Consider the following 23,128-nt stretch of genomic DNA (forward strand, 5'->3'; position numbering starts at 1 on the left):
CGCCGCTTGATCGAGCAAAGCGGAGTTAAGTTGGTTCTAGAAGCCATTGCGTGCGCGTAACGGTTTGCGGCGGCGAACATCAGAGGTTGCGACGCGGCGCGTGCGGAATACGTACCAAACGCCAAAAACGCCTGAGATTTTCCGGAAGGTCGAGTCTGTGCCGAAACGATGCCAATGGGCCGAGAGCCATCCACTGCTCAGCGCGTATCACGACCAAGAATGGGGCGTCCCGGAATATGACAGCCGAGCTCTCTGGGAAAAACTGTCGCTCGACGGCTTTCAGGCGGGACTTTCGTGGCTGACGATCTTAAGCAAACGAGATGCGTTTCGCGCCGCGTTCGCCGGCTTCGATCCCGAAAAAGTGGCCCGTTTCGGCAAGCGAGACGTCAATCGACTTCTGGCCGACGCCGGGATCGTCCGTTCGCGCGCCAAGATTGAAGCGACGATCCAGGGAGCTCGCATCTATCTAGAGATGCAAGAAGTAGGGGAGAACTTCTCCGATTTCGTCTGGGATCTGGCCGGAGGGAAGCCGATTCGCAACACCAGCGGCGTCGTACCGGCGAAGACGCCGCTCTCGGAAAAGATCTCCAAGGCGCTCAAGCAACGCGGGTTCAAATTCGTCGGACCAGTGATCGTTTATGCCTGGATGCAGGCGACCGGCATGGTCAATGATCACGCGGCCGATTGCTTTCGCCGGAAAGGGGTCGGGAAGGGATCGGATCGGCGTGGGGCGTAAAATGGCGCCTGGCGAATGGTGTTTTCTCGCCGTGGGGGTGAATTTTGTATGCGAAATTTGCTCCCAAGTTGTTCCTTCCCAACACGTTTCTTGCTGGTAGTCTGGTGGAAATACGTGATCTATTTGGGGGCGGGATTTGGTGAAATTCACCAGAAAAAGCTGCTTAAGTGACGCATTTGTCCCAGTTTTGGAGGTGAGCACCATTAGGCTGCCTCGAAGGGCGTAGTTGTAAGAATTTCAAGAATAATGATACCCGACCGTTTTAATCCCCCCACGTTGTACTTATAACGGAATGAATGGTCACAGGATGAGGGCAAGCGCGGGCCACAGACCTCCCTGAAACCTCCCACCTCGGCGTACGGATGGAACACCGGCGCCTCAGGCAAACCACCTCAATTTCGGGCAAGCAATATCGCCATGCGGCGACTTCAAGGCGGACATACTCTGCGTCTTCGGCGTCTCTACGTACGTCGCGAGGCTTCTGTTGAGTCGCTCGAAACTCGGGCGATGCTCGCCGCCGATCTGTTGCCGGAAGCGGAATTTGGTCCGCTGGAGGAGTCGAACGATTCATTGGCGCCCGCCCCGCGCCCTGCATATCAGCCTGGCTCGTTTTTGCTCGAAGGAGAACAGGTCGACCCGCCGCCGGTTTTGCTTCACTTCGCCATCGTTACGAACCCGACCGAGTTTTCCGATCCTAATCTGGGAAGCGTAGAGCAGTTGCCCGAAAGCATGCTCCATACGCACGAGTGGGATCGTTACTACGTTGAAGTTTGGGTAGAAGCGGGCGATCAAGTCCGCGATCTGTCGGTCGACGTCAATTATCAGACCCAAATCGCGACGCCGCGCAACGTGATGTTCGGTCCCGCATTCGCCGATGGTCACTTCTCGCTGGACGACGATCTGGGTCAGCTGCGCGACTTGGCGGCCCATGCCGAACCGCCGGCTCCGGTTGAAGGGGCGGAACCTCCGACCGGTCTCGTGCTGTTCGCGCGGATTGAATTTGGCGCCGACGGACCCCGCGACAACGTCAGATTGGACTTTGCCAGCGGAACGGTCGGTCCTCATTCGCTCGAACTCGACATGATTCGTAGCGCCGGCATGACGGCCGAAGGAAATACGCTCGACGTCCACGCCGCCGAAAAACCCGAATTCGGCCTGGTACCGGTGATCTACGATTTGAACGACGATCAGTCGATTTCGCTGGTCGACTTGACGATGATGATTCGTTCGCTCGGCAGCGACGCCAGCGCTCCGAACGGTCAGGCGAGTTGGTACGCCGACGTCAACAAAGATTACGCCGTGTCGTTGATCGACATGAGCTACATGCTGCGGAACATCGGCAGCAACTACAGCAACGAAAAGATCGAGTTCCCCGCGAACTATCCCGAAGCCTGGATTCCCAAATCCGATGAAGGGGGCGGTAGCGGCGGAGTGGGTGGAACCGGCGGCAACGGTGGAGATGGTGGAGACGGTGGAGCGGAGGATCCGCCGCTACGTTTCGTGCCGATCGACGTCGGCGGCAACGCGCTCGCGCCTGATCCGGCGATGATTCTCGCGCTGCAAGCGCTGTTACAGATCGAAATCGTCTTCCCGGTTGGCTTCGACTTCACGTTGCTCCAGGGGAACGTCTCCTATTCGGATAGCGACGGCGACGGCGACAAAGAGACGATGCTCGAGATCGAAGTCGACGATCAGCTCTTTGAGACCGAAATCGAAATTGAGATCATGACCGAACTGATCGACACCGATCAGTTATGGGCCGATTGGTCTGGCGCCATCAGCAGCTACTTCGGCGAAGTGATCGCCGACCTCAAGGACCTGTTCCTCAACGAAGAGGAATAGCGTCGCCGGCGGCGAAGTCGCTTTCGCCGCGGCGAATCTCTCTCTGCGGCGTCGCTTTTTCCGTCATTGCGGGTCGCTGCATTTATCCCACTTTTGGGATTCTACGCTTCGTGAAATCGGTTGCGGGAGATAGACTTCGGCAATCCAGGGTTTCACACCGCGAAGGTATTGATCTGATGGAAGAGTCCGAAGAACTTCGGCGTTTGCGCCGTTCGGATACGATCGTACGTACGACGATTCAGCAGCTTGGCGATCAGTCGGGGTTTCCTTATCTGCAAACGCTCGTCAATTCGCTGGGAGCCGGCATCGGTTGCAAGTTGTCGATGGTTGGCCGGATGCTGCGGCATGACGCGACGAAAGTGCGGATCTCGGCCCACTGGGAACGGGGTGAACGGGAGATTCCTGACAATCTGATCTACGGTCTCAAAGATACGCCATGCGAGCAGATCGCGCGCAACTGTCTGGCGATTTTCCCCCACGCGCTCCAAGAGCAATTTCCCAAAGACCTGATGCTGCAAGAGTTGGGATACGTCAGCTACGCTGGGGCGCCGCTGACCGACTCGCAGGGAAAAGTGATCGGCTTGATCGCGCTGTTGGACGACAAGCCGATGCAAGAGGAGGAGATGATTGCGTCGTTGCTGACGCTATTCGCCTCGGGCGCCGGCAAAGAGTTGGAACGGCAATCGGCCGAGTCGGAACTGGAGGAGAACGAACGTCGCCTGCAAATGTTGGTCGACTTGTCGAGCGACGTCGTCTGGGATTGGGACATCGTCACCGACCGGCTATCGCTTTCCGACCGGCTATACGAAATCTTGGGCTATGGTCCCGGCGCGTTCGCGTCGACCCGCGATGCGATTCATACGCTGATGCATCCCGAGGATCTGGCGAACCATGGCGTCTGGCTAAGGGAATATCTGGCGAATGGGCAAGGGAGCTATTCGCACGAATGGCGTTTGCTGGCCAATGACGGCCGCTACAAATGGTTTCGTTCGTCTGGGACCATCATTCGCACGTCGCAGGGAGAACCGATTCGCATGATCGGCGTAATCACCGACGTTTCGGACGCGAAAGCGGCGGAAGAGGAGCGGGAACGGCTGATCAGCGAACTGGAGCAAAAGAACGCCGAACTGGAACGCTTCACCTACACCGTCTCTCACGAACTGCGCAGTCCGCTGGTGACGCTCAGCGGTTTCGTCGGCGTGCTGGAAGAAGATATCCAAGCAGGGGACGCCGATGCGGTTGCCGCCGACTGCCATGAGATCATGTTGGCGGTCCGCAAAATGGGGACGCTGCTCGACAATCTGTTAGAGCTCTCCCGTCTCGATCGCGTTTCGCATCCGCACGAAGATGTGCCGCTGCTGGAATTGGTGGATGAATCGTTGTCGCTGTTGCAGTCGCGCATCGAAAGCGCCGGAATTGAGATCGCAATCAACGGCAACTTACCGATCATCGGCGGCGATCGCGTGCGCTGGCAACAGGTGATTCAAAACCTGCTGGAGAACGCGGTCAAATATCGGAGCCCTGAGAACCCGCGGATCGAAATCGGCGCAATCACCGACAAAGACCGCCCGCCGACCATCTACGTGCAAGACAACGGAATCGGCATCGAACCGAAGTTTCAGCAGCGCGTGTTCGGGCTGTTTGAAAAGCTCGATCCTCGTTCGGAAGGGACCGGCGTCGGGCTGGCGCTGGTGCAGCGCATCGTGCAGCTGCAGGGAGGTCGCATCTGGCTCGATTCGCTCGGTAAAGGATATGGGTCGACCTTCTACATCGAACTTCCGGTCGTCGACGAGACGCCGGTCGAAGCGGAATAGCCGACGGCTGCGACTACGCACGTTTCGTGAACGCTTCAACGTTCAGCAGGCGATTGTTCGATTCGCGGACTTTCGGTTCGGGATAGCCGTCGAACTTTTCGTTTAAGAATCTCGCCGCACACATCGGGAGCGGTCCCCAGAAACGGTGATCGGCGTTCGCTTGGGCCGCCGTCTGCACGATCTTCACCAAGAGGGTCTCAACGTTGCGATTGGCCGGAGCGATCTCGCATCCCTTTTCGAGCGCTTCGTAAGCGACGACGGCGTGGGAAAGCTCTTCCCGTTTGCGACCGACCTGGGTGAATTCGTACTTCTTGGCCCACTTCAGCGCGAGCTGCAGCGCCGGCAAGGCGCTCGCTTCCCCCAACTCCGCAAGTTGCTCTCCATATTCGCTGACGGTGAGATAGAGATACTCTGGGGGCGGTTGTTGCGCGAGCTGATCGAGCGCGCCAATCCAAAGTTCGATTTGTTTCTTCTTGCTTAGTTTCTTCGCCTTCTGCTGCAGAGCGGCGAACTGCAGTTCTTCTGAGGACTTCGGCTCATCCTCTTGATCGCTGCGCCAACCGAAGGCGCCGTCAAAGTCTTCGACCGTCAGCAGACAAGAATCGGAAAGTGGAAGCGACTTGAAGAGCCCGCGCTCCACTGCCGAACAAAGCGTATCGCGGAGAAACGCGCCAAGCGTCTCGACGAAGTCTTCGGCGGTCGAAACGGTTTTGGCGGCGCGGCCGGGGATCTGGAACTTCACCTTTTGGCCGTCGCAACAAGCGGAGTGCGCCTTGCGCCAGTTGGGGAGCGAGAGGATGTTCTCTTCGCGGAACCAACGGGTCCACTCGCCGTCGCACTTCGCGCTTTTGCGAGTATCGAAGACGACGATCAGATTGCTTTCCTGCTCGACGGCGAAACCGAAGGTGATCTGCGTGATCGGATCTTCGTCGTGACCAGGTCCAGAATTGATATAGACCGGATAGTCTTTGACGCGCTCGCGGAGGTAGGCGTCAATTCGCTTTTGGTCAGCCGACAGATTCAGTTGCATCCCGGTGATCCATTAGTAGTGGGGCGGGCGTTCTTCGTCTGGATTACGCTTTTCCGTAAGCTGATCGCGGACGTCTCGCAGTTCGGAAGAGAATTGGTGGATGTGTTTCGTGATTCTATCGAGTTGGTTGGCCTGTTCAACAACGACGTCGTTGAGGACGCGCAATGTTTCTTCGAGGTAGGTGACCAACTCTTCGAGGCGTTCGATACGTTGTTCCATAGGATCGGCTCGGTGGGTGGAATGTTTTCAAATTCGCGCGCGAATAATACGTATTGGCCCCAAAAATAGTGGCTCGCTCGCTCCGGTACAAAGGGGCGGGAAGTTAAAACTCCGTTTTTGCTGCCATTAAGGTCTAAAGAAAGCCTTCTTTTGGCGGGTTCGGCATCGTTGACGCTTTGCTTTCAAGCTCGGTACAATGGCCGGTTTGCGAAAGGACTGCGTTATTGTGCGCTCCTTTCGCTACCGCGTCCGCAATCATTCAGGGCGGTCGCTTCTTATTTTACTGTTACGCGAGAATTGAAGCCGAATGTCCGTTTCTACGACCAGCATCGAACAGCTTACGATCAACGCCATCCGCACTTTGTCGATGGACGCCGTGCAGGCCGCCAACAGCGGTCACCCGGGCACGCCGATGGCCCTGGCTCCGGTCGCCTACACGTTGTGGTCGAACCATTTGAACTACGATCCCAACTATCCGCGTTGGGCGGGTCGGGATCGCTTCGTCTTGTCGTGCGGTCACGCGTCGATGCTCATCTACTCGCTGCTGCATCTGGCCGGCGTGAAGAAGGCCGACGGCAGCGACGAACTGTCGGTCAAGATCGACGACATCAAGAAGTTCCGTCAGTTGCACAGCCCGTGCGCCGGTCACCCGGAAAGCTACGAAGTCACCGGCGTCGAAACGACGACCGGTCCGCTGGGCCAAGGGGTCGCCAACAGCGTCGGGATGGCGATGGCCGGCGAGTTTGAACGGACTCGCTACAACCGTCCCGGCCACGAAGTCTTCGGCTACGACGTTTACGCTCTCTGCAGCGACGGCGACTTGATGGAAGGGGTCGCTTGCGAAGCGGCTTCGATCGCCGGTCACTTGAAGCTGTCGAACCTCTGCTGGATCTACGACGACAACCACATCACGATCGAAGGGGACACCGACCTGGCGTTCAGCGAAGACGTTGCGACGAAGTTCGAAGGTCTCGGCTGGCACGTCGTAAAGGTTTCGGACGCTAACAACCTGGGTCTCTTGAACGCGGCGTACGATTCGTTCAAAGCGACCGAAGACAAGCCGACCTTGATCATCGTCCGCAGCATCATCGCTTGGGGCGCTCCGACGATGGCCAACACGCACGGCGCTCACGGCGCTCCGCTGGGCGAAGCCGAAATCACCGCGACCAAAGAAGTTTACGGCTGGAGCTACGACAAGTTCGTCGTCCCGACCGAAACGACCGATCACTTCGCCGAAACGCTGGGCGACCGCGGCGAAGCGGCTCGCACCGAGTGGGAAAAGAAATTCGCCGCCTACGAAAAAGCGTTCCCGGCCGAAGCGAAGGAATGGAAGCAGATCATGTCGGGCAAGCTGCCGACCAGCTGGGACGCCGATCTGCCGACCTTTGAAACCAATCCGAAGGGAGTCGCTTCCCGCGCTTCCGGCGGTCAGGTTCTGAACGCGATCGCCAAGAGCGTGCCGAGCATGCTGGGCGGTTCGGCCGACTTGGAACCGTCGACCAAAACCGGTCTGAAGTTCCCCGGCGCCGGCAGCTTCCTGGCTGACGACCACAGCGGTCGCAACATGCACTTCGGCATTCGCGAACATGCGATGGCCTCGATCGCCAACGGCTTGTGCCTGTCGGGCTATCGTCCGTTCGTCTCGACCTTCTTCGTCTTCAGCGACTACCTCCGTCCGGCGCTTCGTTTGTCGGCGATCATGCAGTTGCCGGTGATGTACATCTTCACGCACGACTCGATCGGCGTCGGCGAAGACGGCCCGACCCACCAGCCGGTTGAGCACCTGTCGGCCCTGCGCGCGATTCCGAACGTTGCGATCTTCCGTCCCGGCGACGCGAACGAAGTTTCGCAGTCGTACAAAGCGGCGATGGAACTGACCGATCGCCCGTCGATCATGGTCCTGACCCGTCAGAACCTGCCGACCTTGGATCGCGAAAAGTACGCTTGTGCGACCGGCACGGCCCGCGGCGGTTACGTCTTGGCCGATTGCAGCGGCACGCCGGAAGTGATCCTGATGGCGACCGGCAGCGAACTGTCGCTGGCGGTGGAAGCATACGAAAAGCTGACCGCCGACGGCGTGAAGGCTCGTTTGGTCAGCATGCCGTGCGTCGAGCTGTTCGAACTGCAGGATGCCGAATATAAGGAAAGCGTTTTGCCGAGCAGCGTCGCCGGCCGCGTTGCGGTCGAAGCGGGCGTGCAGCAGTCGTGGGATCGTTACCTCGGTTTCCGCGGCAAGTTCGTCGGCATGAAGGGCTTCGGCGCCAGCGCTCCGGCCGAAGAGCTATTCCCGTACTTCGGAATTACGGCCGACAAGGTCGTCGAAGCGGCGAAGGCTTCGATCGCCGGCTAAGCCCTGCTGGAGCAATCGTTAAAAACCTAAGAATCCTCGGCGAACGCCGAGGATTTTTTTTCGCGCATTTCGCAAGCAGTTTTCGCCCGGCGCAAAATCGGCGGCTAAATTCAAGGTATCGGTTGTAGGAAACAGTCAAACAATTTCCCCCTCATTGTTGCCGGGAGTACGCGTACCATGTCCGATCCAACTACTAATTTGCCGTCTGAAATTCGCCACGAACTGCATGAACTCCGCAAGGATTGGTGGTGGTTCCTGTTGCTCGGTATTGGCCTGATCGTTTTGGGTTTGGTCGCCTTGGGCTCGTGTTTCGTCACTTCGCTGGCGGTCGTCGTCTTCTTCGGCCTCTTGCTGGTGATCGGCGGCGCCGTTCAAGTCGCGAGCGCTTTTTGGGCGGGTCGTTGGAGCGGCATGCTGCTGTCGCTGCTCTTGGGCATTTTCTACATCGTCACCGGCGTGTTGATGATCGACGCTCCGATCGAAGCGATGCAGGCGATCGTCCTGTTGATTGCGGCCTTTTTGATCGTCGGCGGTCTGTTCCGCATCGTCGCCGCTTTGGCCGTTCGTTTCCCCGCTTGGGGTTGGCAGTTGCTCTCCGGCGCCGTCAGCGTCTTGCTGGGCTTGATGATCAACAAGGGCTGGCCCGATAACTCGGTTTTCATCATCGGTTTGTTCCTGGGGATCGAGTTGATCTTCAGCGGCTGGTACTGGGTGATGTTGTCGATCGGGGTCCGCAGCCTGCCGGCCGGTTCCGATTCGTAATCCATTTGCAACGGCTTATTTAAAGGGCCGTTTGTAGCGATCATAACGGCGTCGTCAGTTGGCGACGCCGTTTTGCTGCGCGTGCGGGTCTCCGTTGTTGCCGGAAATCATCAGTATCGAAACCGCACGCATGCGAATGACGACCTAACCTATAGAAGCGTAGACGAATTTGCGCATTGAGACTCGAGGCGGTCGCTTCCTGGGCCGAAGCGCCGAGTCACCCGAATCCTGTCGTGGAATCATGGAAGACGTAAATCCCCAAGTAAGTAACTCTCCCCTCGATGACCTGGCGACTGCCATTGGTCGTCAGCGGGATCGTGCGCGAACGGTATTGGCCGAACGACGTCAGTCGCTCGAGCAGATCGAGAGCCGCATTCTGCAGCAATTGAAGACGGTCACCGACGGTCTTCAGCTCAAAGAGCATTCGCTCGTCGGCGAACAGGGAGAGCTCTCGCAGTCCGCCCAGAAACTGCAAAGCGATTCCGCCGAACTCTCCGCTTCCGTCGACGCGTTCCGCCAAGAGCAAGCCGATTGGCAGGCCGAATGCCAACGGCGTGAGCAAGAGCAGCAGAACCGCCAGGAAGAGCTCAGCGAACTGGCGACCCAACTCACCGAACGTGAGCAGTCGCTGCAGCAAAGACAACAACAGTTTACCGAGCAGTGCGGCGAGTCGGGCGAGTTGCAGAAGTCGCTCGCCGAAGCGAACAGCCGCGCCGACGATCTCCAGGCGAAGCTCCACCAGGCCGAACATGAAATCGGTCGCATCAAGGTCGACGCCGAGAGCCGCTCAGAGAGTCTCCAGACCAAACTGCATCAGGTAGAGCAGGAAGTCGCCCGCATCAATCAAGAGGCGGATGGCCTCCGCGGCGATCGAGACGCGCAAATCGCCCAGCGCGACCGTCTGACGGCCGATTGCAACTCGCTCCGTACCGAGCTGGAAGTTGCCCGCAATACCGCGACCCAAGCCGAAACCAAACAAGCCGAACTCACCGCTCTTCGCGATCAGCTGCAAGCGGAAGCTCAGTCGCTCCGGGGCGAACTTGAAACTGCGCAAAAGACGCTGAAAGATCGAGACGCCGACGTCGCTCAGCTTTCGAATGAGTCGGACTCGATTCGCGCGGAACTCGAAACCTTGCGGCAAGCGTCGACCGCCGAAGCGCAGCAAGCGGGCGATTTGGCGGCCAAGCTGTCGGCCGCCGAAAAGTCGCTGGCCGACAAAACCGCGGAAGCGGGAAGCCTGTCGGAGCAGCTCGCTTCGCAAAAGCAACAGCAAGCCGCCGCATCTGCCGCCCAGAAACAAGCCGAAGATTCGCTCGCTGCGAAAGAGAAAGAGCTGGCGACGCTCGCCGAGCAACTGAAGCTGGCCCAATCGGATACGTCGGCCCACGACGAACTGGCGGCGAAATTGCACGCCGTCGAAGTGGAGCGGGACGAACTGCGTCAGCAAGTGGAGAGTCGCGATAGCGAACGAACCGGTCTGAACGACGAAGCCGACAAGCTGCGAATCGAGAACGAAAATCTTCACCGCCAGGTGAAGGAAATCCAGGAAGACCTGAAGAGCCAGCTTGACGCATCGCAGGTGGCGCTCTTCCAGGCCCGCGGCGATTCCGAACAAATCCGCGAACAGGTCGGCTCGCTCCGCCGACAGTTGGAAGCGGAACAAGAGAAGTGCGCCGAGCTGGCGAAAGAGAACGAACAACTCCAATCGCAAGCGGGCGACGGCGAATCGAGCGAACAGCTGACCGAACTGCGTCACGAACGAGAGGCGCTGCTCGAAAAGATCGGCGATCTGCAACTGCAATTGCAGGAAGGTGGCGCCGGCGGCGCTGACGCGGAAGAGGTCGACGGCCTCCGTCGCCGTCTGCAAATGACGCTGGACGACCTGAAGGAAGCGAAGGCCAAGTGCACCGATCTGGAAGCGAAGCTGAAGAAAGCCGGCTCCAGCAACCAGGCGGCCGCCAACGACGACGGCATGGACTGGGAAGCGACGAAACGCCGTATGCTGGCTCAGCTCGAAGCGGACTACAACGAAGAGCTCGACGAAGACGAGCGTCGTGAGAAGATGAAGATCGAAGATGCGATCGCCAGCACCGATAAAGCGATTCAGGTCCGCGAGGAAGAGCTGGCCGAACTTCGCAAAAAGCTGGAAGAGGCGCAGCAATCAGGCGGCGCCGGCGGCCTGGCGATGGGCGCCCATGCGATCGCCGAAATGCTCGATCAAGACGAATTGGTCAAGCAGGAACGAGACAACCTGAAGAATCTGCAATCGCAGTGGAAAGACAAGTTGCGGAAAGCGGAAGTCGACATCTCGGTCGAACGAGCCAAGATCGCGCGCGAACGCGCCGAGTTGGAAGAAAAGCTGCAACGTCTAGAAGCCGAACGGGAAAAGCTCAACAAGCTGAAGCCTCCCAGCCCCGGCAAGGGAGACGAAAAGCAAGCGAAAGGGAATTGGCTGTCGCGACTGGGGCTGAAGGACGGCGACGGTTAAGGCGACGAGATTTTGGGTGAAAGCCGGGGAGGAACCTGATAGCATTTCGCTGTCTGGATTCGTTTCGTTTCTCGTCCCGTCGCTCGCCTTGGTGAATCGCCTGTGCTTGTCTTTTTACTTCTGATCGCGCCTGTCCTTTTGTCGATGGTGGCGATCCAAGTTTTCTCGTATCGCGCCGCTTTTGGACTGCTCCGATTCGAGAAAGGATCGTGGCTGACGGCGCTCGAAGTCGCTTTGGTCGCGCTGATCGTGTCGCTGGGGTCGGAAGTAGCTCTGCACGTTTGCCGTCAAGCGGGAGTGGACGTGCCGAATGGGGCGTACATCTTGGTTCCCTTGGCGGTGCTGGCCTTCATCGCCATCTATATTCGCTGGCGCCTGGCGACGGAAGCGCGATGGGCGATCGCGGCGATGTTGATCGGCATTTCGATCGGCGTCATTCCGGCGCTTTCGACCGCCTATTTGCTGCGGGCCGTTTGGGTGAACGCCTACATGACGTCGAGCAGTTCGATGGCGCCGACGTTGTATCCGAGACGTTACGAATTGACTTGCGAGAATGGATCGCAAATCGCTGTTGCGGAGCGAAACGCAAACATCTTTTTGGATAGTGGAACGGAAGTGACGCTTCGCTGTCCGTGCGATGAAACGAAAGTAGTATTGCAGCCGGGCCGGGTCGATTTACCGACGATATCCGCCGATCGATTCGTGGCCGAGAAAATAGGGCTGTCGCAGCGACGTTGGGATATGGTCGTCTATCGAAATCCTGATGAGCCGGAAGTCGAATACGTTTCTCGTCTGATCGGCATGCCTGGGGAGAAAATCTCTCTCCGGGCCGGGGACGTTTGGCTCGACGATCAAATGCTCGTCAAACCTCGGGCGATGGAAGACGAGTTGTGGTTTCCGGTCTATCTGGTTGACCGCGATCTCCCTGAGGAAGAGTTTGACAGTTGGCTTCATACGACCGCGAGCGGCGGGAGCGTCTGGGGGCAGCGAGCCTGGACGATCAGCGAGGATGACGCAGGTCTCGAAATGCGCGGTCCGGTATGCGATCGTTGGTCCTATATGCCTATCGCGAGAGATGCGAACCACGCGGATGGCGAGAAGCCTACGCAAGCCGTCGCGGATATGCGAATCGACTTCACGATGTCGGATATCGGGGAAAAGCCGCTGGAAGTCGCCGTTGACTATTATGCTCGCTCGATCATTTGGCGCTTCGCGAAAGAGAAGAAGATCGAAGTCGCGATCGGCGCGGCGGACGATGACGAGCCTGTTGCGAAGGAGTCGGAAGGGCCCGTCGTCCAACCAGGAGATCGCATCCGTCTGGTCATGCGTGACGGAACGCTCAGCGTCTGGCAAAACGGAACGACGGTTCTGGAGTTGCCGGCGATTGCGGCGCCTCCAGTTGATTGGGACTCGGCCGCAGTCGACCGACAATTGACCTGGAAGGGGAACGCCGGATGGCGGATCGCCGACATCCAGCTCTATCGCGACATTTACTATCTCAGCGGTGACGAGCTGGCGAATAGATTCCGGGTCCGTCGTACTTTTCAGGGCTCGTGGGATCTGGGCGTCGACGAGTTGGTCATATTAGGGGACAACAGCGGCGGCTCCCTCGATTCGCGGACGTACGAGAAGCGGTTGAAGACCAGTGACGTCGTCGGCCGCGTCGTCGCTCGCTACTGGCCGCCGTCACGCTGGCGGATCTTCCCGTAGCTGCGCAATACAAGAAATAAAAAACGCAGGCGACGCCCCAGTCGCCTGCGTCTTTTGAATCGCCCAGTCTGCCCCTGGAGCGATCAAGTGCTTTGCGTCGCGAGTTCGTAGGCCCCTTGGAGCGGCCGTCTTGCCGAGCGACGCGTCTGCGTCTGATCGACGAACTCACGAAGTTGTTTTGGCGTGTACGGTTTCCCTAAAAAGTCGCTGCATCCGGCGGTGCGCCAATCGTCAATCAGCTCGGCCTCGGACCAGGCGCTGACCGCGAAGATCGGCTTTTGGAAACCGAGATTTCGCAGTCGAGCAGTCGTCTCAATGCCGCTAATCGTCGGCAGCTCGTAGTCGACCAGGACGACGTCAAACGTCTCGTCGGACGCGACGCGCTGGATCGCTTCCAGCCCGTCTCCGACATACTCGACGGCGTATCCGCTTTTGCGCAACACGGTCGTCGCCAGAAGTTGATCGAGCGGATTATCTTCAACGAGTAAAACGCGTCTGTCCAAAATCGAATCGCTGCTGGTTTGCTTTTCGGGTCGCCCGCAACAATACACGATGTATCGTGCTTGGTTACCGCAAACCTAGAATGTTTTGCTTTGCACTTACCAGTAAACGCAGGGAATTGCGGAGAACCGTGAAGAGGGGGGGCGGGTTTCCCGCGAGATTCCCCGAGTTTTGCCTTTGCAGCGGGTAAAAATGGCGGGAGCTAACTAGCTGTTCGCGCCGGTTTTGCAGCGGCCGCCGCTGCGCTAAAACGCATCTTCGCCGTCAACCGAGTGGCGGAGAACGAGCGGGTGCTCCAGGAAAGGAGCCTTCGCGCCGGCCAACTGAAAGACGCCGCTCGAATGGCTCGTCGCTTTGAAATGTTCGCCGCAGAGAATCAGGCCGACGATCCCGGCAAGGAACAGAAACAAACAAAGGAGTCCCAGTACGCCGCTTTCCCAGGCCAGCGCCCAAATCATGCATCCCAGCAGCGCCAGCCAGATGAGCGAAACGGCGGCGAGCCTGATCTTGCGGCGGCCGTTGCACGCTTGGCAAAGGGCGTAGTCGATCTTCAGCGGCTTACGGACCAGCATCGAGCCGATGATCACAAAAATCGGCCCGGCTAGCAGCAGCAGGAAGATCCAGGGAGGAGTCCAATAAATCGTCCGGGCAAAGCTTCGCCCCTGGTTCGCGTCTTCGCCGCAGTGGATGCAGACCTTGGGCAACTGAACCGGCGTGCGAGCCTCCAGCTTGTTTCCTTGGATGCGATATCCTGACTCTTGGGTCCCGACGCCGGAGTCGGCCATTGGCGAAGCGAAAGGATTGATCTCAGGCACGATGTACGTTTCGTCGCTGTCCATCGACTCGCTCGATTGGGCTCGGTGAAGGAAAAGCATCGGATTGACTTTCAGAATAGCCTGCCGGAGCAGCGAAATTCAACTCTCTCCTCCAGCGGTAGAAGTTCGCTCAGGGAGCGACTCCCTGAATCGTCAGCATCCACGCGGCGAGATTCTCGAACCGCGCTCGATCGTAGTTCGACTCCTTGGTCGAGTTCATCCCTTTGAGCAACTGTCGCATGCCGGGCCCGATCACCGCGTTGACGCAGCGCTCCTGCAACGTCTCGACCAGGGTGCGAAAATTGGTTTCGCGACTTGGGACGACCGGGATGCCGGCTTTGCGAAACGCAAACGCGTTGCGGTCGATCCGCATTCGAATCAGCGGATCGCGGCAGAGGAGTTCGAGATAGACGGTCAGCGACGTGCGGGCCGCCGGCTGGATGCGGGTCTGGTCGGTGTTCGCTTCGGCGAGCAGTTGCGACTCGTGCGGGTCGAGCTGCATCGAGCCGGTCTTGCGGACGAACTCCGGTACGATGTCGATCAGGAAGAACTTGTCCCACGGAATCCGCCCGGTCCAGCGGGGAACGTCGACCACAAAGGCGTCGTCGGCCAGGACGGCGCTCTTCAGCGGATAGCGGGGAGGCGCTGGGACTTCGACCATGTCCGACTCGGCGACGACCTGAACCGGAATGTCGGCTCGGCCCAAGGCGGCGGCGGCGTCGAGCGCGTCTTTCTCGGTAAGGTCGCGGAGCAGCACGCCGGGGCGGCGGTGGAGCGTTTGCAGGAACTCGGCCGGGATTACGCCGGCGAAGGGCGCCAGAATCGGAGCGGCGTCCTGAACCGAGAAGGGAGCGGTTGGATCTCGCAATAAGGCGAATTTTGATTCGTCGTTCATGCCAACCTCTGCGCTAGCGGAAACTCCTTTTGGTTGTAACACAATTTCTCCCGATCAGCGCACGTAAAGTAAGTGAATTACCCCACCGTTTCGTATACTAAATTGGGTAACGACGCCCAGGATCTTCCGATGGACGAAATCGCGTATGATGCGGCGACCGCGCCAGCTGCTGAGAAACGGGGGGATGTTCCCTGGAGAGCGTTGGCTTTTACGGGAGCGTATGGCGCCGCGATCCTCGCCGTGGTCGTTACGCTCTCACATTGGCCCGACGTTTATAGTTGGCTGATTTGCATCCCGGCGATGGGCGCGGGGTTGGCGATGAGCGTTTACCTGTTGACGATGTCGCCGCGGCGATTCGCCGGGATCGCGATTCTCTTGCTCGGCTTGACGGCGGCGATCGTCGGCATGTGTTATCTCGACCTGTCGAGTCGTGATCTGGCGCTGGCGAAGATCCAGTTCTCGTACCTGAGGTTCTATGGGGCGTCGGTCGGCTGCGTTGCGGCGGCGCTGGCCTATTGGAGTCGCCGGCGATATTGGCGGATTCAACCGGTCGACGGCGAAGGACCCGAATCGCCGAAACGGATTTCGATTCCGATGAGCGTGTGGGATTACGTCTATCTGGCGACGTGCGTCGGAGCGCTGATTCTGTTTCACAGAACGACCGAGTCAGTCCCGATCAGCGTGATCGTCGTCGGCCTGTTGCATTTGTTTGTGCGCGTCGGTCTGGCTCCGGCGACTCGCGGATTTTCGCCGCCGGCGTTGATCGTCACGGGACTGGTTTGCCTGGCCGCGCTCTTCCAGGCCGTCTGGCTGTTTTACCCCGTACAGAGTCCTATTTTGATCGCGTTGGTCGGGATCCCGTCCTTGTTGTGGGGCGGAATTTTGCTGTCGCTGCGGGGGGATGGCTACCGCCGCGTGCAAGACTTTTCCGCCTATGCCGAAAATGTCCCCATCGCCGAGCCAGATCCGCTAGCATGATGGGTGCTAGTCGCCCTTTACAGCGGCATTTTCCTTTGCCACATTTGGTAGGTTCGTTCGTCTGACGCCTCGTTTCTCGGAGAGACCAAACATGTCTCAGAACTTCTCGAAGCACCAACAAAACATCATTCGCAACTACTACGAGAACCGGGACTCGATCGCGATCCAAAAGTTGCAAGAGAACATCACCGAACTTTTCCTGGCCGAAGGAAAGAAGCGGGCGACCGTCTGGAAGCGAATCATCGGTCACTTGGAAAAGCTGAAGGTTCCCAAGGCCCAGATCGACCACCTGGTCGCGAAGGATGACGCGGCGCTGGTCGCGAGTTACTTGGAAAAACTGATGGCCAAGCAGGAGGGTTAGTCCCTGCCATGGCTGACGCTTGGAGCTTCTACTCGGCTGGCGAGCTGACCTTTGGCGTCGGCGCGAGCCAGCAAGTTGGTAAGTTGTCGGCACGTCGCGGTTGGTCGCGCGTGCTGATCGTTACTGACCCGACGCTTGTTCGCCTGGGGCTGGTCGACAAAGTGCGCCGGCCGCTGGTCGAAGCGGGCGCAACGGTCGAAGTCTTCGATGGTAGTTGTGCTGAGCCTGACCTGAGCGTCGCGATTGACGCCGGCGCCGCGGCGAAGAAGTTCGCTCCTGACGCCATCTGCGGAGTCGGCGGCGGCAGCAACATCGACCTGGCGAAGATCGTCGCCATTCTGCACGCCCATGGCGGAGTTCCGGCCGACTACTTCAGCTGGGACAACGTCCCTGGTCCGGTGACGCCGCTGATCGCACTGCCGACGACTGCCGGAACCGGCAGCGAAGTTTCGCAGTCGGCGGTGCTGACCGATTCCGCCAACGCGATGAAGGTCAGTACGCTCAGCCAATATTTGCGGCCGACGGTGGCGATCGTCGATCCGCTCCTCAGTTCGACTTGTCCGCCGCAGGTGACCGCCGACAGCGGCATCGATGCGCTGACCCATGCGGTCGAAGCGTACACGTCGACCACGTTCGACATGCTGGAGCAAGATGGCGACGGTCCGGCGCCTTACAGTGGATCGCATCTGCTGGTCGATGCGCTGGCCGAGAAAGCGATCGAGCTGGTCGGCAAGCACCTGGTGCAAGCGGTTCGCCAGGGAGACGACTTAGAGGCGCGAACCGGAATGGCGCTGGCCGCGACGTTGGCCGGGCTCGCGTTTTCCAACGCTGGAGTCGCCGTGGTGCATGCCCTTGAATATCCGATCGGCGGCGCTGTGCATTGCAGTCACGGCGGCGGCAACGGGCTGCTGCTTCCCTACGTGATGCGCTTCAATCTGCCGGAGCGGCAGGAGAAGTTCGCCAAAATCGCGCAGCTATTGGGCGGCGATGCGACCGCCGAAGGGGCGATCGCCCAGGTCGAGCGATTGAAAAAAGCGATCGGCATCCCCGAGCGACTGCGCGAGTATGGCGTGACGCCGGAGATGCTCCCCGGCTTCGCCGCCAAATCAATCACGATCACGCGGTTGATGCGAACCAATCCGCGTCGCCCGAGCGAACAGGATCTACTGCAGATTCTGGAGTCGGCTCTTTAGCCGATTGATCGCCTGCCCGAATCGCGGGTGCTCTTCTTCCAAATCGTCGAGAATCGAGAGCGCCTTTTCGACGACGCAGTCGACGATCGTCGAAGCCTGCAGCGCCCAATCAGGCAATTGCTCCGGCTGCCAATGGTGAGCCGGGAAGGAGAACGCCGTTTCGACTTCTTCCTCTTCCTCCTCCTCGGTCGGCGCCTCCCAGCATTCTTCAAGCAAGCTGAGATTGCCGAAGGCGGCGTCGAAGTTATTCTCTTCAGGCGTGGGAAGCGGCAGCGGAATCGCTTCCCCTTCCAACAGCACGCTGGCGGAAGTTTGAATCGCCAGCGATTCGGTTTCGACCAGCGGATTCGGCGGGACGAAAATCGTGGGGAAGCTGATCGGGGCGTCGTTGTCGCGTGTCGTACCAACGTTTCGAATCATGTAGACCAGGTCAATCAGCGAAATGTTGCCGTCTTGGTCGAAATCGTACGGGTACAACGCGGGATTTGACGCGACCGGCGTCCCCAACTTGCTAATCAGCTTGGACAAATCGATCAGGCCAATCACGCCGTCGTCGTCCAGATCATAGGGAACGACCTGCATGGTCGTTTCCGGAGATTCCGTCGGCAGCCCGAACTGGTCGGTCACTTCGTCGGTGCTGAGGAGGATGTTAGAAAGTGAGAATTGCGAATCGAGCGGAGTCGGATAGGCGCCGAAGAGGTTATTGGCAACGCCGCCGTGCGGGTTGGGGCGGAAGTGGAAACTGCCGACCAGCAAATAGGCGTCGAGCGCCGCGTCGTCGAAGGTGAACTGACTGGCGTCGATCTTTAGCGTGTCGCCGACGTTGTTGATCTGCAACTGGCCGACGCCGCTCCCGGCGACGAAGCTTTCCAGTAGGTACCACAAGTTGCTGAAATGGAGGTCGAGCGTGACGTTGGTCAACGAACCGCCGATGCGAGCCGGGCGGCGGATCCAGACGTTCGCCGTCAACGAGTCCCATTCGTCAATCCGCGCGAAGCTCGGCGGCAACGTCGCAACTTGTCCCTGGCCGTCGGTGACGGGATTACCGGCGTTGAGCGTCAGGGCCGCTTCCGGGATCGCCAACACGTCAAGCGTGAAAGTCGTATGCACGACGCCCCCAGCGCCGTTGTCGGCGGTAATCGTCGCTTCATGCTGACCGACTTCGTTGAGGCTCGGCGTGTAGCTCCAACTCCAAGTTCCGTCGCCGTTGTTGATGACCATGCCGAGCGAGGTGGAGAGAGCGACCTGATCGTCGCCGAAGTCGGCATACCTGCCGACGTTCTGCGCTAACCGCGTGGGCTCTTGGGCGACGAGAGAATGGTCGACCGTCAGATTCAAGACATTCAGGGTAAAGCTCGCTTCCGTCATGTTGACGCCGTCGGTCAGAGAGATCGTAACCAGTTGGCTCTCCAGCGGATTGTTGACGGCGTCGTAGCTCCAACTCCACGTACCGTCGCCGTTGACGACGACGTCGCCGATCGAAGCGGTCGCGCGAATGATCCCTTCCATCAGGTATTGGTACGTTCCGCCGGCGCTGGCGATGTTCCCTGCGGGAGTCGTCACGATCGGCTGATCGGCGGCGGCCGTAGGGTCGGCGATCTCGATGAACCATGTATCGAGAATCTCGGGGGAGTCGTTGACGTTATAGACGCGAGTCGTCACCCGATTTCCGAGCAACTTGAAGTCGAAGACGGCGTCCGCGTTCTGTAAGACCTGATCGTTATCGGGCACGATTTCGGTCAGACGCTCCGTTCCCGCCGGCGTGCCGTCGGTTCGCCACAGTTCCATGCCGTACGTCGCGTCGTAGGCGCGGAAGTAGAGGAACTCGCCGACTTCCAGGGTCGAATATCGGAAACTATACGGGCCGACGTCAGCCAGATAGACGGAGTTTCCCGTCGTCGCATCAAGCTTCCAGACTTCTAAGGTTTTCTTCTCCGAGCTGTAAGAAGTGAAGTAGATTTCTCCGTGGAAGATGGTCACCAGATCACTGATACGTCGACCGGTGGGGAGGTTGAGCGGAATGGTGGTGGAGCCGTTCGGCGTGCCGTCGGTGCGTCGCAGTTCGAAATAGTAGTCGTTGGCGACGTAGTAGACGTATTGGCCATCCGTAAGTCGCTTCGTGGAGAACGTGACGTACTCCGAGGTCTGGCCGTGAGCCGGTTTCGTACCTTCGGCGGTTCCGTCCGTTTTCCAAAACTGTTGAGCGGCGACGTCGGTCTGGGCAGTGAAATAAACTTCGCCATTGAGTTCGACGAACCGAGTCCCTCCCCAGACGCCGCTTTCCGGTCCGTCGTAAATGTCTTTGATCAGCATCGTGCCGTCGACGGTACCGTCCGACTTCCACATTTCCAGCCCGGTCTCTTCGGTCGTCGCGAGAAAGTAGAGCGTTCCGTCGCTGGCCTGAAAGGAATGATCGTTGCCGATTGATCGTTCCGAACCTTCGTTGACGTCAATGAAAACCTTGGTTCCGTCCGTCGTTAGATCGGACGTGAAGGGCTCGTAGCCATGCTCTAGATCATCGGCGAAGAAGAGCAGCGTCCCGTTTACGTCGTGGAAGGAGTTTGCGATGACGCGGATGTTGCGGATCCTCTGGGTCCCGGCGACAGTCCCGTCCGATTTGTAGAGGGAAGACGCGGTCGAAATGACGAGCGTTCCCTGGTAGTCGAACAAGCTTTGGACGTTCGACGATGCGGGAAGCAAGCGGATGGTCCCTGCCGCGGTTCCGTCGGTTCGCCAGAGCGAACGTTCCGAAATGAAGTAGTACAAGTCGCCGACGAGAAGGTAGTCGGAGATCGGCGCGTTGATGGCGAACGGCGCGGCCGAACCAAGTCGCGTCGCTTGCGGATCCCAGCGATCGATGGTGAAGGTCGTTTCCGCTTGCTCGTCGCCGTCATCCGCCGTGATGGTGACGCTGGCGGGGATCTCTTCCAGCGTGCTGTCGAGCGACCAGCTCCAAGTGCCGTCGCCGTTGTTGATCACCTGACCGGCCGAAGCGGATAGCACGACCGCGTCTTCGCCGGGATCGCTCAGCGTGCCGCTGTTCTCGGCGACCTGACCCACTTCGGCGATGAGGTAATCCAGATCTGCCGCGACGGTTGGCGCCACGTTGTCGATGATCAGATCAAACTCGACTTGCTCCGCCATGTTTTGGCTATCGGTGGCGGTAATGATCACGTTTTGCGCAGCGACCGGACCATTTGGTGCGAGGAAACTCCAGCTCCACGACCCATCTTGATTGTCGACGACGGTACCGAGCGATGCGGTGAGCGTGAAAGAGCCCAGGGGAAGCGTTCCGGAGTTTACGGCAACAGCGCCTTCGTCGACGGTCACCGTCTTGTCATTTACGTCGAGCGTGCGAGGATAGTCCGCCTGAATCGTCGACACGGCGTACGTGGCGGCGCCTTCTTTGTCGGTGACGCGCAGGCCAATCCGCTTCAGGCCAGGCGTTTCGATCGGCAGCGAGAGTATCAATCCGCTGGCGTCGCCATAGTCGCCGTCGCCGTCGACGTCCCACTCGAACGTCAGGTCTTGTTGCGCATCGATGGTATCGAACGTGGCGCCGGCGTCCAGCTGCAAGACGTCTCCGACCAGACCATTGCTCGGGGCGCTGATGTCGACGGTCGGACCAGTTTGAAAGGTGTAGATTTCGTCGCCGTATTCCGCCGAAACGCTGAGCCCCATGATCAGTCGTTGGCCGACCGACTGGAATTCTCGAATCGGAATACTGTTGTGAGAGGGCTTCCACTCCGTGGTCGGATAGGTCCCGGCGACCGTTCCGTCAGTGGTCCAAAGCTCATAGCCGTTGACGGCGTCAGCGATGAGCATGAAAAAACCAACGTCGGTCGCGTAATAGCCGTGAACGTAGAAGTCGGTCAGCTCGCTCTCGCCGATCAGACGGAACGTCCCTGCGGGCGTGCCGTCGGTTCGCCACAGGTTTTGATCGTATACCTTGGTGGTCCCCGGAACCGTTTCCCGAACGTAGAGGAGCCCGTCGTAGGTGCTGACCGAGCTAACTAGATTGAACCCCAAGTCGATGAGGTTCGCCACCAGCTCCATTTCTTCGGTCGTTTCATTCCAGCTCCAAACGTCTCCCGTCTTGCCTTGTCGATTCATCGCAAACAGCAAATGATCTCCGCCGGTACGCAGGCCGCCGAACCAATTGGTCTCTACCGTCGGCGTCGTCTGCAAGATGCGGGAGACCCCGGACGCATCAATGCGCCACACCGAGCTGGTCGCTCCATCGTTTGTGACGAAGAAGATCGAGTCGTCATATTGCGTAAATTTCGTAACGTAGACGCCTGGGGTCGATTCGACTTTATACGTTCCCTCGGCGGTACCGTCGCTGCGCCAGAGCGGGCCGTCGCCATCGTTGGCGAAGAAGTAAACGACGTCGCCGACGCTGACCATCCGACTGCTGGTGAAATAGGGGGAGCCAGGCGTGACGTCGGCGACCTTGTCGAATTGACCCGTTTCGACATTCACCTTCCAGAGTTCGACGACGTCGGACGGCTGCAGATTTCGAAGGTAAATGTAGCCGCCGGCGTAGGCCATGCTCCTGAATACGAAACTCGAAGCGTCCCCCCAAGGGAGATCGGCGATCTTTTCGGTTTGTCCGGGAGTACCGTCGGTCTTCCAAAGGCCGACCGTTCCTCCCGAAGACCGCGCGAGGTAGTAGAGCGTGTCGCCGACGACGACCAGCTTCGACGCGTTATAGCTGTAATCGTCACCGGGAAGGTCTGAGATTTGCTTCGGCGCCGAGACGCCGTCGGTTCGAAACAGTTGACGAGGAGAGTTCAGCGGAATTCCGGTGAAATAGACGTAGTCCCCCTTGGTTACGAATTCAACCGAATTCACTCCATCTTCGCCGGTGTGGACGTCGAACAACTGCAGCCCATAATTGTGCACCGTCAGCGAAAAGGTTGTCGTCGCTTCGTTGGCCAGCGCATCGGCGGCGGTGATCCTCACGTCGTACGTGCCGACGTTGGTTAGACGCGTATCGAAACTCCACGACCAGGTTCCGTCGCCGTTGTCGACAACTTCTCCCAGCGATGCGGAAAGAGTGGCGACGTCGCCGGCGTAGACGCCGCTGTTGTTCGCTGCGGTTCCACTTTGTCGTGCTACCAGCTTGGCGTCGGCATCGACCGTCGGCAGGACCGCTTCCCCTTCGACTAAATCGGCGAGCGGCGACAGGTCGGCCGCCAATAGTTGACGGACTTCCAATTGTTCGGCGTGGAGCGAGGCGTGTCGGCGACGTTTATGCGAGGCGAGGGCGCGATCATTGCGCACGGGCTTCTGGCTCATAGAGAAACGGCAGTCCTGCGGTGGCGTATGAATCAGGGGAGTGGAATCAGGCACGCGTCGGAAGCTACTTCAGATGGGAATTCGCTCCCCTCTGCAGCATTAGTAAAGATGGGTCGATTGTAGCGGTTGCGAC

At 59.0% G+C, this 23,128-nt stretch carries 16 protein-coding genes; 10 read left to right on the plus strand and 6 right to left on the minus strand.

Annotated features, from left to right (window positions below):
* The first annotated feature begins 157 nt into the window (after positions 1-157).
* The 3 genes from LOC68_RS16940 (at position 158) to LOC68_RS16950 (ending at position 4,392) form a co-directional block, all read left to right on the plus strand.
* A complete protein-coding gene (locus LOC68_RS16940; RefSeq protein ID WP_230220914.1) occupies positions 158-736 on the plus strand; it encodes a DNA-3-methyladenine glycosylase I in 579 nt (192 codons plus the stop codon).
* 507 nt (positions 737-1,243) lie between these two features.
* Positions 1,244-2,578 (plus strand): dockerin type I domain-containing protein, encoded by a 1,335-nt coding sequence (locus LOC68_RS16945; protein WP_230220916.1) that lies wholly within the window; start codon positions 1,244-1,246, stop codon positions 2,576-2,578.
* Between the two features lie 176 nt (positions 2,579-2,754).
* On the plus strand, positions 2,755-4,392 hold the full coding sequence (locus tag LOC68_RS16950) for a GAF domain-containing sensor histidine kinase (RefSeq protein WP_230220918.1): 1,638 nt from the start codon (positions 2,755-2,757) through the stop codon (positions 4,390-4,392).
* Positions 4,393-4,405: 13 nt separating this feature from the next.
* On the opposite strand, the gene LOC68_RS16955 is transcribed toward LOC68_RS16950, so the two are convergent.
* Positions 4,406-5,422 carry a hypothetical protein gene (locus LOC68_RS16955; protein ID WP_230220920.1) on the minus strand — a complete coding sequence of 339 codons (1,017 nt, stop codon included), beginning with the start codon at positions 5,420-5,422 and terminating at the stop codon, positions 4,406-4,408.
* 12 nt (positions 5,423-5,434) lie between these two features.
* On the minus strand, positions 5,435-5,641 hold the full coding sequence (locus tag LOC68_RS16960; protein ID WP_230220922.1) for a SlyX family protein: 207 nt from the start codon (positions 5,639-5,641) through the stop codon (positions 5,435-5,437).
* A gap of 307 nt (positions 5,642-5,948) precedes the next feature.
* Here LOC68_RS16960 and tkt point away from each other — a divergent pair, with 307 nt between their 5' ends.
* The 4 genes from tkt to LOC68_RS16980 all read left to right on the plus strand — a co-directional run bounded on the left by tkt (position 5,949) and on the right by LOC68_RS16980 (position 12,951).
* Positions 5,949-7,991 carry a transketolase gene (gene tkt, locus LOC68_RS16965; protein ID WP_230220924.1) on the plus strand — a complete coding sequence of 681 codons (2,043 nt, stop codon included), beginning with the start codon at positions 5,949-5,951 and terminating at the stop codon, positions 7,989-7,991.
* Positions 7,992-8,168: 177 nt separating this feature from the next.
* Positions 8,169-8,753 carry an HdeD family acid-resistance protein gene (locus LOC68_RS16970; protein ID WP_230220926.1) on the plus strand — a complete coding sequence of 195 codons (585 nt, stop codon included), beginning with the start codon at positions 8,169-8,171 and terminating at the stop codon, positions 8,751-8,753.
* Positions 8,754-8,994: 241 nt separating this feature from the next.
* On the plus strand, positions 8,995-11,241 hold the full coding sequence (locus LOC68_RS16975) for a hypothetical protein (RefSeq protein WP_230220929.1): 2,247 nt from the start codon (positions 8,995-8,997) through the stop codon (positions 11,239-11,241).
* A 102-nt stretch (positions 11,242-11,343) separates the two neighbouring features.
* The gene (locus tag LOC68_RS16980) at positions 11,344-12,951 is read left to right on the plus strand and encodes a S26 family signal peptidase (protein ID WP_230220931.1); all 1,608 of its coding nucleotides are present in this window, start codon (positions 11,344-11,346) and stop codon (positions 12,949-12,951) included.
* A gap of 83 nt (positions 12,952-13,034) precedes the next feature.
* Here the strand turns inward: LOC68_RS16980 and LOC68_RS16985 are convergent, their stop codons facing one another.
* From LOC68_RS16985 to LOC68_RS16995, 3 genes are all read right to left on the minus strand, one after another.
* Positions 13,035-13,454: a response regulator gene (locus LOC68_RS16985; protein WP_230220933.1), complete on the minus strand. Its 420-nt coding sequence runs from the start codon at positions 13,452-13,454 to the stop codon at positions 13,035-13,037.
* Positions 13,455-13,697: 243 nt separating this feature from the next.
* Positions 13,698-14,327, minus strand: a complete 630-nt coding sequence (locus LOC68_RS16990; protein WP_230220935.1) for a hypothetical protein — start codon at positions 14,325-14,327, stop codon at positions 13,698-13,700.
* A 70-nt stretch (positions 14,328-14,397) separates the two neighbouring features.
* Positions 14,398-15,162: a hypothetical protein gene (locus LOC68_RS16995; protein ID WP_230220937.1), complete on the minus strand. Its 765-nt coding sequence runs from the start codon at positions 15,160-15,162 to the stop codon at positions 14,398-14,400.
* Between the two features lie 129 nt (positions 15,163-15,291).
* Between LOC68_RS16995 and LOC68_RS17000 the strand changes: the two genes are divergently transcribed.
* The 3 genes from LOC68_RS17000 to LOC68_RS17010 all read left to right on the plus strand — a co-directional run bounded on the left by LOC68_RS17000 (position 15,292) and on the right by LOC68_RS17010 (position 17,694).
* Positions 15,292-16,140: a hypothetical protein gene (locus LOC68_RS17000; protein ID WP_230220939.1), complete on the plus strand. Its 849-nt coding sequence runs from the start codon at positions 15,292-15,294 to the stop codon at positions 16,138-16,140.
* A gap of 91 nt (positions 16,141-16,231) precedes the next feature.
* Entirely contained in the window at positions 16,232-16,501 is a 270-nt protein-coding gene (locus LOC68_RS17005) for a hypothetical protein (protein WP_230220941.1), read from the plus strand.
* Between the two features lie 8 nt (positions 16,502-16,509).
* Positions 16,510-17,694 carry an iron-containing alcohol dehydrogenase gene (locus tag LOC68_RS17010; protein WP_230220943.1) on the plus strand — a complete coding sequence of 395 codons (1,185 nt, stop codon included), beginning with the start codon at positions 16,510-16,512 and terminating at the stop codon, positions 17,692-17,694.
* Here the strand turns inward: LOC68_RS17010 and LOC68_RS17015 are convergent.
* The gene (locus LOC68_RS17015) at positions 17,665-22,995 is read right to left on the minus strand and encodes a hypothetical protein (protein ID WP_230220945.1); all 5,331 of its coding nucleotides are present in this window, start codon (positions 22,993-22,995) and stop codon (positions 17,665-17,667) included. The two genes, LOC68_RS17010 and LOC68_RS17015, sit on opposite strands and share 30 nt — an antisense overlap.
* Positions 22,996-23,128 lie beyond the last annotated feature (133 nt).

This window comes from Blastopirellula sediminis (assembly GCF_020966755.1).
Lineage (GTDB): Bacteria > Planctomycetota > Planctomycetia > Pirellulales > Pirellulaceae > Blastopirellula > Blastopirellula sediminis.